General features: G+C 50.2%; 13 protein-coding genes. 10 read left to right on the forward strand and 3 right to left on the reverse strand.

Annotated features, from left to right (window positions below):
* Positions 1-137 precede the first annotated feature (137 nt).
* From ACMHYW_RS00530 to ggt, 5 genes are all read left to right on the forward strand, one after another.
* Entirely contained in the window at positions 138-560 is a 423-nt protein-coding gene (locus ACMHYW_RS00530; RefSeq protein WP_084261721.1) for a CidA/LrgA family protein, read from the forward strand.
* A complete protein-coding gene (locus ACMHYW_RS00535; RefSeq protein ID WP_027704438.1) occupies positions 557-1279 on the forward strand; it encodes an LrgB family protein in 723 nt (240 codons plus the stop codon). The genes ACMHYW_RS00530 and ACMHYW_RS00535 overlap by 4 nt, the downstream gene beginning before the upstream one ends.
* 85 nt (positions 1280-1364) lie before the next feature.
* Positions 1365-2342 carry a MerR family transcriptional regulator gene (locus tag ACMHYW_RS00540; protein ID WP_414500444.1) on the forward strand — a complete coding sequence of 326 codons (978 nt, stop codon included), beginning with the start codon at positions 1365-1367 and terminating at the stop codon, positions 2340-2342.
* Between the two features lie 525 nt (positions 2343-2867).
* On the forward strand, positions 2868-4421 hold the full coding sequence (locus tag ACMHYW_RS00545; protein ID WP_414500445.1) for a SulP family inorganic anion transporter: 1554 nt from the start codon (positions 2868-2870) through the stop codon (positions 4419-4421).
* Positions 4422-4642: 221 nt separating this feature from the next.
* Complete coding sequence (gene ggt / locus ACMHYW_RS00550; protein ID WP_414500446.1) at positions 4643-6391, forward strand: gamma-glutamyltransferase; 1749 nt, start codon at positions 4643-4645, stop codon at positions 6389-6391.
* Between the two features lie 161 nt (positions 6392-6552).
* On the opposite strand, the gene ACMHYW_RS00555 is transcribed toward ggt, so the two are convergent.
* A complete protein-coding gene (locus ACMHYW_RS00555; RefSeq protein WP_414500447.1) occupies positions 6553-6939 on the reverse strand; it encodes a hypothetical protein in 387 nt (128 codons plus the stop codon).
* A gap of 294 nt (positions 6940-7233) precedes the next feature.
* On the opposite strand from ACMHYW_RS00555, the gene ACMHYW_RS00560 reads away from it, so the two are divergent.
* The 3 genes from ACMHYW_RS00560 to ACMHYW_RS00570 are packed head-to-tail and all read left to right on the forward strand — an operon-like array spanning position 7234 to position 12693.
* Positions 7234-8034: a DUF4123 domain-containing protein gene (locus ACMHYW_RS00560; RefSeq protein ID WP_414500448.1), complete on the forward strand. Its 801-nt coding sequence runs from the start codon at positions 7234-7236 to the stop codon at positions 8032-8034.
* A 28-nt stretch (positions 8035-8062) separates the two neighbouring features.
* Positions 8063-11785, forward strand: coding sequence for a toxin VasX (locus tag ACMHYW_RS00565; RefSeq protein ID WP_414500449.1), 3723 nt, complete (start codon positions 8063-8065; stop codon positions 11783-11785).
* Positions 11786-11787: 2 nt separating this feature from the next.
* The gene (locus ACMHYW_RS00570) at positions 11788-12693 is read left to right on the forward strand and encodes a hypothetical protein (protein WP_414500450.1); all 906 of its coding nucleotides are present in this window, start codon (positions 11788-11790) and stop codon (positions 12691-12693) included.
* 63 nt (positions 12694-12756) lie between these two features.
* Here the strand turns inward: ACMHYW_RS00570 and ACMHYW_RS00575 are convergent, their stop codons facing one another.
* Entirely contained in the window at positions 12757-13044 is a 288-nt protein-coding gene (locus ACMHYW_RS00575) for a YciI family protein (protein WP_414500451.1), read from the reverse strand.
* A gap of 205 nt (positions 13045-13249) precedes the next feature.
* Between ACMHYW_RS00575 and ACMHYW_RS00580 the strand changes: the two genes are divergently transcribed.
* Together ACMHYW_RS00580 and ACMHYW_RS00585 are read left to right on the forward strand one after the other, a co-directional pair.
* Positions 13250-13792 carry a TetR/AcrR family transcriptional regulator gene (locus ACMHYW_RS00580; protein WP_414500452.1) on the forward strand — a complete coding sequence of 181 codons (543 nt, stop codon included), beginning with the start codon at positions 13250-13252 and terminating at the stop codon, positions 13790-13792.
* A 52-nt stretch (positions 13793-13844) separates the two neighbouring features.
* The gene (locus ACMHYW_RS00585) at positions 13845-14402 is read left to right on the forward strand and encodes a sugar O-acetyltransferase (RefSeq protein WP_414500453.1); all 558 of its coding nucleotides are present in this window, start codon (positions 13845-13847) and stop codon (positions 14400-14402) included.
* Positions 14403-14515: 113 nt separating this feature from the next.
* Here ACMHYW_RS00585 and mgtA read toward each other — a convergent pair whose 3' ends face one another.
* Complete coding sequence (gene mgtA, locus ACMHYW_RS00590) at positions 14516-17248, reverse strand: magnesium-translocating P-type ATPase (protein ID WP_414500454.1); 2733 nt, start codon at positions 17246-17248, stop codon at positions 14516-14518.
* Between the last annotated feature and the right edge of the window lie 142 nt (positions 17249-17390).

Raw genomic sequence — 17390 nt, forward strand, 5'->3', positions numbered from 1 at the left:
TCATGTTTCATCCGAGAGGCACTGACACTCAACGTTGCAACCAACCGACTGTCATCCTGCACCTTCCGCTGCATCGCTTCAGCTCATGCAGCCTGACAGCCATTCCAATAACCCTCATCATTATCGAGGCGATCACCATGCCCTTACTTGCTGGCATGAGTATATTGCTGTTATGCCAACTCCTTGGCGAGACCCTGGAATCTCTCTTTCACCTGCCTATCCCTGGCTCGGTTATCGGCATGGTTATCCTGCTGATCGGCCTGATGGTATATGGGCGAGTGCCGGAAGGACTCAGGATCACCAGCAATGGACTCATGCGCTACCTTGCACTGCTCTTCATCCCTGCCGGGGTTGGCGTCATGGAACGCTGGCCGCTGATCCGCAGCAACCTGTTATCTATTACCGTCACGCTCATCGTTTCTGCTATAGCACTTCAGGCCTCAATCGCGCTGTTCATGCGCTTCATGCTCAAGCGCCAAGGGCTGCTGGAAGATCATGACATAGATCCGACTCTGGCAGGCGCTGAAGCCGTAGAGCAGGATAAGGAAGATCGCTCATGAATGACCTGATGACCAAGATCTGGGTGTTTTCTGAAAGTGCTCCGAAGTTCTCCATCCTCTTTACCATCATTGTGTTCGCACTGAGCTTCGAGCTGTCCCGCCGCGTACGCTTCATGCGTTTCGTTCATCCCGCCATACTGACCATCGCGGCCATCATCGTGTTGCTCAAGGTGACGGGAACGCCCTATCAGAGCTATTTCGAAGGTGCCCAGTTCATCCACCTGTTGCTGGGGCCTGCCACTGTCGTACTGGCCGTGCCGTTGTTTGACAACCTTGATCGTATCCGAGCGATGCTGGTGCCACTGTTGAGCAGCTGCGTCTTCGGCGTGGTTATGGCTATCGTCTTTACGATGGTGATTGCACGCGTTACCGGTTCGCCAAGTGAAGTGAGCATCTCGTTGGCGCCCAAATCCGTTACGACGCCGATTGCCATGCAGATCGCTGACAAGCTTCACGGCCTGCCTTCTCTGACGGCTGCGATGGTGTTGGTGACCGGTGTCGTTGGCTGCCTGACCGCTCCGCTGGTCTTCAAGGTGTTGGGTATCCACGACCATACGGTCAAAGGCTTTACGCTGGGAATGACGGCGCACGGGTTCGGTACAGCACACAGCTTTGCCACCATTAGTGCGCTGGCCGGTGCTTTCTCCGGTCTGGCCATGGGCGTTGCCGGTTTGGCAACGGCGGCTATCGCTCCGCTCATCGTGCCTCTGCTGGCCTGAACGCTTTGGCAGCCGTGCGGCTGGCGATGGCGACGTTGCATGCGTAGAATGTCTTGGCACGCTAACGTCAACGTCAGAGGCCCGCATGGCTGTCACTTTCCGCATTTCTGAGTTGGCCGCCGATCTGGCGGTAACAACTCGCACCATTCGCTTCTATGAAGAACAAGGTCTGATCTCGCCTTCGCGTCGTGGTCACGAGCGCATCTATACCCCTCAAGAACGCCATCTGCTGCGCATTGCGCTGACCGGCAAGCAGTTAGGGCTGACCTTGGCTGACTGTCGTGAATTGCTGGCCCTTTTTCAGGCAGATGACCCTGCTACCCCTGATACCGAGTTGAACGAGCAGCTGGAGCGTGTGGCTCATTACCAGCAGTTCCTGAGCGAGCAGAAACGCGCCATCTCGACGCTGACCTCGACGCTCAATGATATCAAGGCACGTTGCCAGCAACAGATGACCGGCGCATTGCCTTCCTTTACCGGACATCCTGATGATACCGAGATGGCATCAGTGGCGGCTGAGGTTGACTCAGAAGAGGCCTCCCAAGCACCCGAGGTCGTGCCGTTATCGACCGCTCGCGTAGCACCATCATCCAAGCCCACGGTACGCAGGACGGCGTCGACTACTCCTGTGGTGACAGCGCCGTCACCGGCTCGCAGTGACGTGTCAGCCACGCTCGTGAGCGCGGTGCCCGAGTCTTCAACGAATCGCAAGGTGGTGTCTGTGGCTTCTGTGTCACCAGCGGCGGATCGCGGGGTAGCATCGACTGCGGGCACCGTTCATGATCTTCCTACCGCCACTTCGGAAGTACGTCCTGAACAGCGTCCGATTGAGCCGTACAGTGACAAAGTGGCCGTTTCTTCACCGCTGAAGGTGGCGGACAAACCTGCTAAGGCGGCACCGCGATCTACGACAGAAAGTGGGGATTTTGATCTGTTTTCATCTCTTGATGAGGAACAGGATGAGGCGCAGTCTGTGGCTGAGTCACATTCCGTTGATAATAATGAAGATGATGCGAGCCGCATTCATGTCGAAGATGATGGACAGATGAGCTTCCTGTTATAGCCGGAATCGTTGAAAGCGAACGTTTGGAAATACCGATACAAATGCGTTGAACGGCAGTGAATATGCCGTATCTGGCGGCTCCCCCGCGACATCTTGAACCTTGACTGGCGTTATAGAAGGCATATGCTATTCGGGCTTTCGTGTAGCGCCAGTCCTGCGCCATTTCTCCTCATCCCCGCTACTTCATGCTACGGGCGTCCCGGCACAGGACATTCTGTCTCTGGAGTTCTCCGGAGCCGCTATCCCCAAGTAGAGACGTTTGCATCTTCGCTATCTGCGTGGATGCCACACGTCCCGTTGTTATGAGTCAGGCAGCTCGTTTCACGGATTTCCTATGCGGCTTTAAGCTGTCGGCCTGTTTCACCGCTAGGTGAAACCGCCACCGATCAAGACGTCATTACACCCTATTGTGTTGCAGGTCTTTCCTGTTCAGCACATTTGGTCGTGTCGCCTCCCAAGTCCAACGTATAGGACGTCACCTGAACCGAGAAGTGCCTTCAACCGTTCTATTGAGGGAAACTTCTGATGTTGATGCTCTCCAAAAAGGAATGGTTCGGCAATCCAAAGAACGACATACTGGCCGGCATTGTCGTTTCCTTGGCGCTGATCCCCGAGGCAATCGCATTCTCGATCATTGCGGGCGTAGACCCCAAGGTCGGTCTGTATGCTTCCTTCTGCATTGCTGTAGTCTGCGCCTTCACTGGCGGTCGCCCTGCCATGATCTCTGCTGCAACCGGTGCCACTGCGCTGCTGATGGTCACTTTGGTCAGGGATCACGGGGTTGATTATCTGTTCCCGATGACCATGCTGGTTGGGATTATCCAGCTGATCTTTGGTCTGTTGCGCCTTGGCACCCTGATGCGCTTCGTTGCACGTCCTATCTTGCACGGCTTCGTCAATGCGCTGGGTATTCTGCTGTTCCTGTCCCAGGTGCACGAGCTCATTCGAGAACGTGGCACATTGTTGGCCAGAGCGGCTGAAAGCGGTCACATGGCACCGGCGATCTGGATTTCTCCGCTGTTCGTCATCGTGGGTCTGATCATCATCTATGGCCTGCCCCGCATTCCGAAAGTGGGCCGTATCATCCCGTCTCCGCTGGTGTGCATCATTGTGCTGACGGCCGTATGTGCCTACCTGCAGCCGGGCATCCTCACTGTCGCCGACAAAGGCAAGCTCCCCGATTCGCTGCCGCACTTCCTGTGGTTCAACGTTCCGCTGAACTTCGAAACGCTCATGATCATCCTGAAACCGGCAATCCTCGTTTCCATCGTAGGTCTGCTGGAATCCATGATGACCGCGACCGTGGTCGATGAGTATACCCACACGCCCAGCGACAAGAATCGTGAATGCCGCGGTCTGGGTCTTGCTAACATCGTTTCCAGCTTGTTCGGTGGTATGGCTGGCTGCGCGATGATTGGTCAGACGTCCGTGAACTTGGCTTCTGGTGGTCGTACACGTCTGTCCACTTTGATCGGCGGTGTGGGTGTGCTGATTCTTTCCGTCTTCCTGAAAGGTGTGGTCGGTCAGATTCCGCTGGCAGCGCTGGCGGCCGTCATGACCATGGTGGCCATTGGTACTTTCCGCTGGCGTTCGTTCAAAGAGCTGTTCACGCTGCCGAAAACGACCAACATCACCATGGTCGCTACGGTCGTCGTCGTCGTCTCCACCAACAACCTGGTGTATGGCGTTGTGACCGGCATTCTGCTGAACGTGTTCTTCTTCACCTATCGCTTCAGCCGTCTGCTGAGCGTTGATGTGCAGGATGTCGAAGAAGGCGTGCGCAAGTTCAACGTCAAAGGCCAGCTGTTCTTCGGTTCCGCACTCAAGTTCAATGCCGCATTCGATAGCCTGACAGATGTACGTCTTGCCATCATCGACATGAGTCAGGTGCGTCTGTGGGATCACTGTGCCGTCGTCACGCTTGACCGTATTCGTGCCGAGCTTCAGCGCACGGGGACTACTGTCGAACTGCGTGGCCTGTCACCGGAAAACGAAGTCATGATCAGTAAGTACTCCGAACTGCGTCAGCAGGAGGAAGGTCCTGACGGCGAAGAAGGTGAAAAACTGACCACAGCCTGAGCAGTATTGTTGCGCTGAAACGGCGCGCAATATGCACTACGATGCGGCGGGGCCTTCATAAGGCCCCGCCGTTCTTTTACCCCGTCTTTTCTATTGGCGCTCGTTGGCGTTGATATCTCTTGTCTTCTAGTCGTCTGCTTTCTTTTGGCGCGCTCCGTGCATGACGTGAGCGGCTTCTGCTGTGCCGAAGCCCTGTCCCACTGATTTGGAGAGAGCTGCCGATGAGCCGCCCCCTGCTTGCGCTGACCCTGACGCTGATCCTGCCCGCCATCACAACGACAGTTCATGCTGAAATCGACATGACATCGTATGCTGGCAAATACTGTGACACCCCTTCCCGCTGTGTTGATCCCATTGCGATAAACGGTATGGTCACCTCCTCTAACTACATGGCGACCCAAGCGGGTGTCGACGTCCTTCGCAAGGGCGGCAACGCTGTTGATGCTGCGATTGCCGTTGCATCGACTATGGCGGTGGTTTATCCGCAGATGAACACTATCGGTGGGGACAACTTCTGGCTGATCTACAACGCCAAGACGGGAGAAGTGAAGGCGCTCAATGCGAGCGGGCGCGCTGGGGAAAAAGCCACAATCGACCACTATCGTGCGCTGGGATACGACAAGATACCGTCTCGCGGCTATCTGGCCGCCAATACGGTCCCGGGTGCCGTTTCCGGATGGGATGCGGCTTATCAGTACGCGGCTACCAGTATGGGGCATTCGCTGCCTTGGAAGACGCTGCTTCAGACGGCCATCGGCTATGCTCAGAACGGCATGCCAGTAACGCCCAGCCTCAATTACTGGGCAACCGTCAATGTCGATCCCAAGGACACGACCTTCCGTGACCTGCAGCGCTTCCCTGAGTTCAAGCGGATATTCCTTACGCAGAACGACACGGCTTATCCGGTGGGTGCGCTGCTGAAACAGCCTGATCTTGCACGTACGCTCACCATCATTGCCGACAAAGGCGCCAGCGCTTTCTACACGGGAGAGATCGCGCAGCGCATTGTGGCTGATCTGCAGGCGCACGATGGCATGCTGACATTGAAAGACTTTGCCGATCATCGCGCTGACTGGGTTGAGCCACTGCACGTCAACTACCGTGGCTATACCGCATGGAACCTGCCGCCGAATACGCAAGGCATGGCCTCGCTGGAGATTCTCAACGTCCTCAATAATTTTGATGTGAAGGCGCAGGGTGAAGGCTCGGCCAACTATTACCACTTAATGGTGGAAGCTACCAAGCAGGCCTTCGCCGACCGGGATAAGTATTTGACGGACCCGGATTTCAGCCCTATTCCGCTCAAACAACTGCTGTCGCCCGAGCATGGTAAGGCGCAGGCGGCACGTATCGACATGCAGCATGCTCAGGTCAATATCAAACCGCTTGATCCTAAAGGCGATACGGTATGGTTCGGGGTCGTCGATAAAGACGGCAACGCTGTCTCGCTGATTCAGAGCATCTATCACGACTTCGGTTCAGGTATCGTACCGGAAGGCACCGGGGTACTGCTGCAGAACCGCGGCAGCTTCTTCTCGCTTGATCCGAAAGACGTCAACCACCTTGAACCGCATAAGCGTACGTTCCATACCCTCAACCCTGCCCTGCTGACCCGCGATGGCAAGCCGTATCTGGTGTACGGCACGATGGGGGGCGAAGGTCAGCCGCAGACACAGGCGGCTATCGTGACGCGTATCGTCGACTTTGGCATGTCACCGCAGGATGCGATTAATGCGCCACGCTGGTTGCATGGCCGTACATGGGGGGCTTCGTCCAACGATCTTAAGATCGAAGGGCGTGTCGATCCTAGCGTTATCAAGACCCTGAAAGAGCGCGGTCATCCCATCAAAGTCGTCGATGGCTATACCGATACCATGGGGCATGCCGGTGCGATCCTGATCGATCAGAAGACGGGCATGAAATACGGTGCGACCGACCCGCGTGGTGATGGACAGGCGGCTGGTTATTGAGCGAGGGAAGACGAACACACTACGAATGTTTCATGTGAAACATTCGTGGTAGAAGCAGAAACAGTTGCTGAAGCGGAGCCTTATGGCTCCGCTTTTTTTGCGCGGTACTTCATTTGCATCAAGCAGATAGCGGTGCTGACTCACCGTTGGGAAAGACGGCTTCAGCGAGGGAGAGCCTTGTAAAGCGCCATCATCAGCTCGTCCTTTCCTACGTTGGCTGGTGCATGGACATAGCTGATCCCCGCTTTGATCAACAACCCTTTTATGTACCCCTCCAGTGGCGAGGTGCTCAATACAACCAGTGGTAGGAACTGTGCATCAACGATCACCAGCTCGGCGAGCTGAGTGTGCATCGGAAGCGTGTGGCTTTCCCCGCCAGGCTCAATCAACGAAGCAAAGGGCACACCGGCCAGAATCATGGCCTGAGAATGCCCTGCTAAGGACAACCCCTTGCGAGCTTCAACGACCTGCCAGAATAACGCCTGAAGGTGGTGAGGAAGCACCGGTTTGGGCTGTAACGTCGAGGCCTCGTCGTTCAGATGTTTCACGGGAAACATCGGCGGTGTGGGATGGGGAGCGCCTCGAGTCTTTCTCAGCTGCAATCTTGATAGACCGAACACGCATAGGGAAAGAAAACCAACCCATAGCGCGATGGCGAAAGCTGTCATTGTGGGCGGTGCTCACTTGGGTAATGGTGAGGCGATTATATTTTGTATACGATTTTTCATTAGGGCGATAAAAGCCAAGAAAATAGCCGAGTGTCTAGGGTGATATGATGAAGGCTGTTTCTGTATTGGGTATGATAGTATGAATTTGCATAGCATTAAGTTGGAATTAAATAAATGAAAGAATATCTGCTGTTAGATCCTAGTGTGTTTGATCCTCAGCAATTGTCCTCTGCTGAAATACGAGACTTAAATAAAAGCACAGGGGAAATTATCACAATAGATAATATTGTCTTTCCTGAAACTATAGAAAAGCAGTTGCGACTACAAAAGGCTGCTAAACATGGCCCCTTATGGTCCGAAAGTAGAACTTGGTATGATGATTTATTTGATGATCAGCGATATTGTCTTAGCGGATGGATTTCGTCATCTTTAAGTTTATCTGGCCTAGCACTTGCAATGGATAAAAGTTTATACCAGGAAACCCCTAATGGACGGAAGGGGTTTGTAAGGTTTTTTGATCCTTTTGTATTGCAACACTTAATTGTAATTTTAAGTGCTTCTCAGATCGGTGCCCTGCTTTATTATGTCGATAAATGGATGTTTTACGATATTAATGGGGAGGAATATTGCCTTGAGATAAGTGACAAGTCATGCAAAAAATTGTCTTTTACTTTTGATCAATGGGAATCACTAAAGCGTTTAGATATAGTAAAGCATGTCATTAGCATCTGGAAAAAGGTAGCGGACAATCCTTTGCCTTTTGATGCGACGAAAAAAACTGATGATCAAGTTAGGCGGGCATTATCTTATGGCCTTGTTAGCCAGTTAGATATTACTATTTTCTGCTTGATCGGCCTTATATGTGGCAAGGAATTTGATCGGCTGCCTTCGTTTAAAAAAATTCTTTCAAGGTGTGCTGATGGTGCTGGTTTTGCAGAAGCCGTGAATATGCAGAATCAAATTGGTTGGTTTTAAACTGGTTTTTAACTTGGCAGGGTGAAGAATGGTGGAAATAAGCTCATTAGTAACGACGGCAAGTAAGGTATCACAGAATGTATCTACACTCATTCAAATAGCGGCCAAGGAAAGTGTTATAGAGAAACTCGGTATTGGTGGCTGCGATAAGTGCGATAAAAAAGGGATAGTGTTTTTACCTGTTCGTTATGCTGTTGGTGAAATAGATGATTTAGGAGACTATGTTCTTCCCGAAAGCAAAATCAATAAATTCACCGATATAAAATTAAATGAGAGTTTAAGCAAATCTGGTCGAAGAACTGCTCGCCTTGCAAAAAGCTGCTATATCTTGAGGAAGCTTAGAAAAGGTTATCTATATATATACGATGATCATCCTGGGCTACCTGCTTGGATTTGTTATGGCGTCAACGATAATGGCGAGCTGACTGGCTTCCCTGCGGCATCGCCAAAAGCTCTTGATGAATTGAGCCCCATGGATAACTGTATCAAAGGAGATGGGCACCCTGCTCGAGCATCTTTGGTTTCTTTGCGTGACCCCCACGTTAGTCGCACAGTGCATGTTATGTTTTTGGAAGTTGCTTTGGATGAAGAGCGATTGGATTGGATCGCTTCGCAACCTGAGTGGCGAGAAGCTAATATGCAGGCATTTGAAGCATCTTCTCCAAAACACAGCCCATACTATTTTTCACGCCTTGAAATACCCAAATTCGTTCCCGAATATGATGACGGCAAAAATACGTATAACGCTTTGAAGCGCCAGATGTGGCAGGGGCGGTACGCAGATAAAGTTACCAGTGATATTGCTCGTCAACTTCGAATGGATACGTATGAAGTGCTGGGGCAGCATATGGATTCTGTTGAGTGCATGAATGGTGGTTCAGAAGGGTTTATGTTTGCTGTTAAGGACGAAGTCGGAATTATTGAACAGCTTGATGCTCAGCGTGCATACCCTACTGCTGTATTGCGTAAGGACATGCTACCAGGGGATTCGAAAGACCCAAACCAGCCAGCTAATAAGACACTAAATGAAAGAAATTATAAGTGGTACTTGGCTGTTCAGCAGTTTCAAGCAATTATGCAGTCAATGAAAATAAGGGATGAAGAAGTAGATGAAAATTATATTGTGCCAGGCCAAAAGCAGACTTATAAACAAGTTTTGGAAGAGCTGGAAGAAAGAAAAAAAGAAATACCCGATGTAATAAAGCGATATACAAAAATGTATTATAATTATGAAAATCTATCGGAAGAAGATAAGCAAAAGGTGGTTAAAAATAAAGAAGAAGATTATTATAATTACCTGGCACGTAAAAAAAGATCTTATGAGCGTGAATGGGAAATTTGCCGAAGAGTAGATATTTCCAAGCGCGATAGTGCAGTAGAGGAGGTAGGGGATTACTATAATGGGGATGATTGGAATTGTATCGATAGCGTCGTTGGTAAATATGTGGAGAGGATAAAAAGCGATACACCTATATTTGATGATGACTATAGTCTTTGGGTGATATTTCATTTGCATAGAGCGATCAAACGTTATGATGAAACTTCATTTATGCATTGTGGGCATGTCGCATCAATAATAGCAGATATTTTACAGCACGGTGTATTAAGTCCTGCTAGTAGCTGGATGTGGGATATGCTGCAAAATTTTAATGATGAAGGTAAAGTGTTATTGCGTGGCTTTACATTTAATATGCCAACAGTGTTTAGCGATATTGATGAATATTTGACCCCTGCTGAAGGAAAAAGTGAGCTAGAAGAACTTAAATCTATAATAAAAGGAGCTCAAAAGTGCTATGGGAAATTTAAAAAAGCATACGATAAAGCAAAAAGTGACTCTTTAAAGAAAGCAATATGGGATAAAGGAGATCTACAGACACACTACGAGTCTGTGCAGAAAATTGCGCAAGTGCATGCCAATGTGACAACGACAACTTGGATAAACGATATTGCAACTTCGTTGTCGAAAGAAGATGCATTTACCAATAGATATGTGGTTGCCTTGAATGGCGAAAGAAGACTACGTGCTTTAAATGAAGTTGCAAGAAGTGTTTCGCAAGTTTTATCTGAGCAAGGTCCTCCTTTAGTTCACGTAGAAAAATATACTTTCACGTTGGGAGAGTTGAGCAAATTAGCGGATGCTGTGCAAGAAAATCTAGTCGGTGTTCCTGAAAATAAGGCTAGGCCTATTGCTGATCACTTTAGTAACTTAAACAAAGTCGGTGGAAACTTTTCTAATGTTGATGTAAATAGCAATGCTAAAATAGATTTATTTGTCTTTGGGGAGCGAGATACTATACAAAATTTAAATTATTCATATAAAAAAAGGATGTCTTCTGCTGATTTAGTGATGGACTTTCATGATAAACACCAACAAGCTTTTGTTGATTTGTTTAGCAGTAGGAAAAAATGTTTCGATACTCTTTCCGGTAAAGTGGCTGTAGTTATGGCATGTGCAAAAGCGACTAAAGATGTAATAAAGAATAGTCGTGATATGGATTTGTGGTGGAAGTGTATTTCATCATGGTTAAGTGTTTTTCAAATTATTACTGATGTTGCATCCTGGCGTTACACACGCTTAGCTAGAAAGGAGATAATACAAGAAGGTGTGAATATTGGTAAAAAATTGCTGGATAATACAAAAGTTAGGACAGTTTTAGAACGTGATGGGGAGCTCTTGTCGGAACAAGCTGTAAAGCGCGTAGGTCGATATGTGATTAACAGTGAAATGTGTATTTTGGCATCGAAAGGAATGACCCATCTTATTACAATGATGAGCGTATATGATGCATGGAAGGGATTAGTACAGCTTGCTGACATGACTAAGAGAGGTGCTTTGAGGCAAGATAAAATAGCGCTGGCCTCTAAAATAATAATTGATCTTGTGTCATCTATTATAATTGGTTTGTGTGTTACATCTTGTTTCATTGGTGCGTTTTTATCGCTTATAATATTTGGGATTACTTCTTTGTTCATAAAAAATCGCTTGGTGCCAGGATGTATACAAACTTGGCTTAGGCGTAGTAAGTTTGGGAAAGAACAGGATACTGTGCTTGGCAAACCCTTTCGTGATATGAATGAAGAACAAGAATCTTTAAAGTCCCTCCTGAGCGGAGTTGTTGTGACCGCCCAGGTTGATAGTGGAAAAACTGAAAAAAGGGGCGGAGCTGTTTTGTGTAGCTTTAGAGATGCCGCTTTATTGTCGGATTGTAGAGTAGACTCCCAATTTAAAAATATTGAGCTTCGTATAAGTATGCCAAGTAATAGCAATGCTATAGTTACTGTAGATTTTTCAAGCGAAAAATCTACAGTAAAAATCGATGATCCATCTTTGCTTATCTTGATTAAGGGTAACGCTAAAGATAGCAATATTGCGTTAGTGAAAGACCAAAATCCTGAAAACTCTTCCGGACTATATGGTTCAAAAAGTGAAGATGAAGAAAGTAACAAAGAAAAAATGATTAATAAAATAAATGAATCTGGTGAAAGAGTTGTAGGCGATAATTTTGTTTTTGGGAATGGGGATGGCGTAGATTATACAGTAAAGATTAAAAATATTTTGTTAGATAATAACGTTCTCTTTAAAGAAGAAGAGGGGAGAGTTTGCTGTATTATAAAACGACAGGTTGAGGTTAATAAAATTGTGGATGCTGGGAAAGAAGTATTTTCATCAGTTGTATCTATTAGGTCAAAAAGTCAATTTTTTCATGATGTATTTAGGGTGCCTCTTAATATTAGCGAAAGGAGTCTTTAACCATGTTCCTTGTTGTCAGAATATTTTCAATATCCGTATTTTTGGTTTTTTTATTTATCTTTGGAGAAGGATCTGCTTTTGCAAAATATAGCTATAACAGTGATCTGGGAGATATAAAAAAACTTCCTAATTCATTCAATTTTGAAAAATTAAATGAATGTGCTAGTCATAAAAATAGACAGTGTGTAAGAGATTTAGGTATATTTTACGCCTACAAATTTAGGCTGTCAGATGGTACTTTTAGCCAAAATATACCTTTAGCTAAGATATGGCTGAATTATTCTACTGCCTATCCATCGGCTCGTTTTCTATTGGGTATCATATATCTTTTAGATGACAATACGCATAAAACAGGAGAAACGTTTCTTTTATCAGCATGCTATGAAAATGACAGTAAAGCATGTGAGAGTCTATATGCTATATATAATTTCGAAGATGTGAAAGATATTGATTGCAATAATAGGTCCTGCGATAAATTTGTAAGAGTTTTGAAAAAGTTAATAAACATAAATAGTAAACAGTTTTCAGATGATGAATTTGAGAAGCATAATGTTAGCTATTATAATATGGAATTAGCTAAGTTACTCATCAGACGCGGTGACTCACAAGTAATTTATCTTTTAGAGAAAGAGGTTGAAAACGATGCGCCTTTTGCATCGATGCTCTTAGCCCCCCTTTACGAAAAAGGTGAGCTGGTACCTCGCAATTTCGTGCGTGCCTATATGATGTATGACCTAACAGGTACAGGGTACGCTGACGAAAAAGCTAAGCTGGCGGCGCGGATGACGCCGGAGCAGGTCCGTGAGGCTCAGGAGATGTCGTGGCGCTGGCAGGATGAGCACCGCTCTTATCGTGCAGGCTATCGGGGCAGTGATATGGGCGTTCAGTGGAAGCTGGAGCAGCGCTAGGGGGTATGCATTCAATGAAGCCCTCCTGCCATGAGGTCGCTTTGCAGGAGGGCTTTGGCGTTATCAGATCACGCCTTCTAGTGCGGCAATACGCTTGCTGGGTTCGAAAGGAATGACTTCGACCTTGGCCAGTCCTTTGGTCTGGAACGGATCTTGGCTCAAGCGTGCTTCGACGTCTTCGAGGCTATCCCCTTTCACGAGAATGACACCGCCATTGCGCGGTACGCGTCGTCCGGAGGCGATGAATGCCCCCGCTTGATAGCCTTCTTCCAGCCATGCAATGTGGTCGGCCAAGCAGGCATCGATTTCTTCTACAGGACGGATGTACGTCAGTACCGCGATATAAAGCATGGGGTGCTCCTCTTTTGTATACCGACCTTTCATATTGAAGGCAGTGTTCTCGATCATTACACGACGCTGATAAAGCCGCCACTTCTCCCATGTTATATCGCTGCCATAAGTGGATCAGGATGCGTTTGGGATAAAATTGTACATTTGTACAATTTCGCATGATGTGCGAGGCTGGCACTCTGAAGACGTGCAAGGAGGAGCATGCATGACGGGAAAGCATTGGCAGCAAGACCCTCTGCGCAGTGAACGTATTGCCGCTGCTGCGCTGGAGGTGATCGCGGAGTACGGTGTGGCGGGGACGACATATCGCAAGGTGGCCGCTGCAGCAGGTGTGCCGCTGGGAGCCGTGAGTTATTACTTCACCAGTATGGAGGCGCTGCTGACGGCGGCCTTTACACGTCTGGCCGATGAAACATCGCAGGTATTCGCGCAGCGCATTGCGGATGCTCATTCGAAGGAAGAGGCCTGTGAGGCGGTGGTGGACATTATTTTCGGTGATGTGACGTCATCGTCCCGCACGCTGCTGCTGAGCTATGAACTGTACGGTTTCGCCAGCCGTCATCCCGCCATGACGTCGGTGATGAATACCTGGATGAACAAGAGCCGCTGCGCGCTGGCCCGACATTTTTCGGCGACTGCCGCGGTGGCGCTTGACGCATTGATTGAAGGGGTCACCATCCATCGCTCCGTCATTGCGATCGACAGGCACGATGTCGTTCGCATGGTGCAGCAGCTGGCCCAGCTGTAGGTGCATTCCACGCGGGCTACCCTTGGTCGCCCACAGACAAGAGGCATGGTGAATGAAGACCGAACGTGAAAAGGCACTGTGCGGTGAGCTGTACGATGCCGCTAACGACGAGGCACTGCTGGCCGAGCGCATGGAAGTGAAATACCGCTTGCAGGTCTATAACGCTACCGATCCGCGCGATATTCCGCAGCGCACGGCACAGCTGAAAGCGCTGCTGGGCAAGACCGGCGAGCAACTAATGATTGAGCAGCCGTTTGCCTGCGATTTCGGGCGCAATATCGAGGTCGGCGAAAACTTCTACGCCAATGTCAATTTGGTAATTCTGGACTGCAACAAGGTCGTAATCGGCGATAACGTGCTGATTGGCCCCAACGTGGGCATTCATACGGCGGGGCATCCGCTCGACGTCGAACAGCGTGTGCAGGGGCTGGAATATGCACTGCCGATTACCATTGGCGATAATGTCTGGATTGGTGCCGGGGTGAACATCGTGCCGGGTGTGTCTATCGGCAGTAACAGTGTGATCGGTGCGGGAAGCGTAGTGACCAAGAACATTCCGGCCAATGTCGTGGCCGCTGGAATACCCTGCAAGGTGATTCGGTCGATTTGATACCCGCCGCCGCTGTATTAGAAAAGGGGTGCGGGCTGATGTGCCTGCTCCCCTTCTCATTCTTATTCACTTTTCAGATGGTTTGATGGAACCGTGCTTGATTCACCCGATCATTACTGCCAGCCGTAGCGGCGAACATAGATACGCTTCATGGCCTGAGTCAGGGCCATATAGGCGATCAGAATCAGCGGCAGGCAGATGAAATAGGCTGCCGGTAGCGGCTGCAGCTTGAAGTAACTGGCTAAGGGGCCCATGGGCAGCCAGACACCGATGATCATGATTAGCGCCGTCATGACCAGTACTGGCCATGCTGCTCTGCTTTGAACGAACGGCACCTTGGCCGTGCGGATCAGATGGATGACCAGCGTTTGGGTCAGTAGGCCCACCACAAACCAGCCTGACTGGAACAGTGTTTGTTGCGCGGGTGTATTGGCCTTGAACAGATACCACATCATGGCGAACGTCACGATGTCGAACACCGAGCTAAGCGGCCCAAAGAACAGCATGAAGCGCCCGATATCAGCGGGCTGCCAGCGCTGCGGCACTTTCAGTTGTTCCGCGTCGACATGGTCGAACGGAATCGACGTTTGCGAGATATCGTACAGCAGGTTCTGCACCAGTAGATGCATGGGCAGCATTGGCAAGAATGGAATGAAGACCGAAGCCACTAACACTGAGAACACGTTGCCGAAGTTGGAACTGGCCGTCATCTTGATGTACTTCAACATGTTGGCAAAGGTTCTACGCCCTTCTTGAATCCCCTCTTCCAGCACCATCAGGCTTTTTTCGAGCAGGATGATATCAGCCGCTTCCTTGGCGATGTCTACCGCCGTGTCGACCGAGATGCCGATATCGGCACGGCGCAGTGCGGGAGCGTCATTGATGCCGTCTCCCATAAAGCCGACCACATGACCGCTCTCCTTTAAGCTGCCCACGATGCGCTCTTTGTGCGCAGGTGTCAGCTTGGCAAACAGCGTATGGCAAGCGACCACCTTTGCCAGTGTCGTATCGTCCATGCGGTCGATATCGCTGCCCAGTATCACGGCATCAGCGTGATCAAGACCCACGTCACGACAGACCTTGGCCGTCACGCGGTCGTTGTCCCCTGTCAGTACCTTTACCGTTACGCCATGTTCGGCCAGCGTCTTGAGTGCGGGAGCGGTAGAGGTCTTGGGGGGATCAAGGAAGGCAACGTAGCCCATCAGCGTCAGCTCGCTTTCATCTGACTGGCCATAGGTTTCCTTGCTGGGCGGTACTTCTTTTGCGGCTACCGCTACCACGCGCAGCCCTTCACCGTTTAGTGCGTCCGTGACACACCGTATGCGAGCCAACAGCGCGGGCGTCAGCATTTCGGTCGTCTCGCCATGCTGTACATGCGTGCATACCGCCAGAATCTCTTCAACGGCACCCTTGCAGATCAGCTCGTGATGATCTTCACGCTCGCTGACGACCACCGACATGCGTCGCCGCTCGAAATCGAACGGAATCTCATCCACCTTGCGATAGTGGGTGTTCGGAGCCAGTGCCCCATGCACTTCGGTATGTTCGAGCACCGCCTTGTCGAGCAGATTTTTCAGGCCGGTCTGGTAGTAGCTGTTGAGGTAAGCCATTTCGAGCACACGGTCGGAGTCTTCGCCCCACACATCAAGATGACGGGCCAGCACGATATGGTCTTCGGTCAGTGTGCCGGTCTTGTCGGTGCACAGCACGTCCATGGCGCCGAAGCTCTGGATGGCGTCCAGCCGTTTGACAATAACCCTCTGGCGAGACAGGAACACTGCCCCTTTGGCGAGTGTCGAGGTGACGATCATTGGCAGCATTTCTGGTGTCAGCCCGACCGCAATGGAGAGCGCAAACAGTAAAGCCTGGGTCCAATCTCCTTTGGTCAGCCCGTTGATCAGAAAGACTAAAGGCGCCATCACGTACATAAAGCGGATCAGCAGCCAGCTGACTTTGTTCACACCGGCCTGAAATGCCGTTGGTGTTGAATCGGTAGCGGTGACGCGTGACGCCAGCGCTCCGAAGTAGGTATGACTTCCCGTTGCGAGCACGACCACCGTTGCCGTACCGGACACTACGTTGGTGCCCATGAACACGATGTTGTCCAGTTCCAGCGGATTGGTGACCTCGGAGGGAAGCTGATCGACCTGCTTTTCAACCGGCATCGACTCTCCCGTCATGGCGGCCTGCGCCACGAACAGGTCCTTGGCCTGTAGCACACGGCAGTCGGCAGGAACCATATCCCCCGCGGCCAGAACGACTACATCGCCCGGTACCAGCTGATCCATCGGGATGTCGGCTGTGATAAACGACTCTATTACGTTTGCGTTAACGTTTTTCGCTGGGCGCCGTACTGATGCAGTTGCACTGACCATCGCCTTGAGTGCATCGGCGGCTCGGTTGGATTTTCCCTCCTGCCAGAAGCGCAGTAGCGTGGACAGTATGACCATTGCCCCGATCACCAGCGTGGCCTGCATGTCTTCGGTCAGCCACGACACTACAGCAAGCAGTGTCAGCAGCAGATTGAAAGGATTGCGGTAGCACAGCCAGAGATGTTGCCACCAGTGCAACGGTGCTTCTTGCGCTAGCGCATTCAGACCGACCTGCACACGCAGTGTCTCCGCCTGCGTTTCAGTCAGGCCTATAACGCTGCTGTTTAACTGATGCAGAACGGTTTCGGGGAGTGAATAGGCCGCGCGGCGCAGTGTTTCTGCTTGTTGCAGCCCCGCATCCTGTTTGCGTAAAGGTGAGTATTTGTCTGGCAGCAGTAGCCGTTGGAAGTGACGTGTCATATGGCGGCTACGCAGAAAGTCTGCGAGCCTAGCTTTGAGCAGTGAATAACGCATTGTGCATACTCCAATGTGCCTGCCCGAGCACACCAGAGGCGGCAGGTCAGGCAGGCAAGGTTGTAGGTCCGGGTTCGGGGTCAGTCATGTCTATTCCGTGAACGTTTAAGTTAAATATGCTGCCTTGGCAGCGGGAACAATC

Origin of the sequence: Zymobacter sp. IVIA_12111.31 C1 (assembly GCF_047495495.1) — a bacterium.
In the GTDB taxonomy this organism is placed as follows: Bacteria; Pseudomonadota; Gammaproteobacteria; order Pseudomonadales; family Halomonadaceae; genus Zymobacter.

Excerpts from the sequence above, each read along its gene's own strand:
- ggt (WP_414500446.1), top strand. The coding sequence starts at position 4,643 with ATGAGCCGCCCCCTGCTTGCGCTGACCCTGACGCTGATCCTGCCCGCC.
- ACMHYW_RS00535 (WP_027704438.1), top strand. The coding sequence starts at position 557 with ATGAATGACCTGATGACCAAGATCTGGGTGTTTTCTGAAAGTGCTCCG.
- ACMHYW_RS00565 (WP_414500449.1), top strand. The coding sequence starts at position 8,063 with ATGGTGGAAATAAGCTCATTAGTAACGACGGCAAGTAAGGTATCACAG.
- ACMHYW_RS00580 (WP_414500452.1), top strand. The coding sequence starts at position 13,250 with ATGACGGGAAAGCATTGGCAGCAAGACCCTCTGCGCAGTGAACGTATT.
- ACMHYW_RS00530 (WP_084261721.1), top strand. The coding sequence starts at position 138 with ATGCCCTTACTTGCTGGCATGAGTATATTGCTGTTATGCCAACTCCTT.
- ACMHYW_RS00585 (WP_414500453.1), top strand. The coding sequence starts at position 13,845 with ATGAAGACCGAACGTGAAAAGGCACTGTGCGGTGAGCTGTACGATGCC.
- ACMHYW_RS00545 (WP_414500445.1), top strand. The coding sequence starts at position 2,868 with ATGTTGATGCTCTCCAAAAAGGAATGGTTCGGCAATCCAAAGAACGAC.
- ACMHYW_RS00560 (WP_414500448.1), top strand. The coding sequence starts at position 7,234 with ATGAAAGAATATCTGCTGTTAGATCCTAGTGTGTTTGATCCTCAGCAA.
- ACMHYW_RS00575 (WP_414500451.1), bottom strand. The coding sequence starts at position 13,044 with ATGCTTTATATCGCGGTACTGACGTACATCCGTCCTGTAGAAGAAATC.
- mgtA (WP_414500454.1), bottom strand. The coding sequence starts at position 17,248 with ATGCGTTATTCACTGCTCAAAGCTAGGCTCGCAGACTTTCTGCGTAGC.
- ACMHYW_RS00570 (WP_414500450.1), top strand. The coding sequence starts at position 11,788 with ATGTTCCTTGTTGTCAGAATATTTTCAATATCCGTATTTTTGGTTTTT.
- ACMHYW_RS00540 (WP_414500444.1), top strand. The coding sequence starts at position 1,365 with ATGGCTGTCACTTTCCGCATTTCTGAGTTGGCCGCCGATCTGGCGGTA.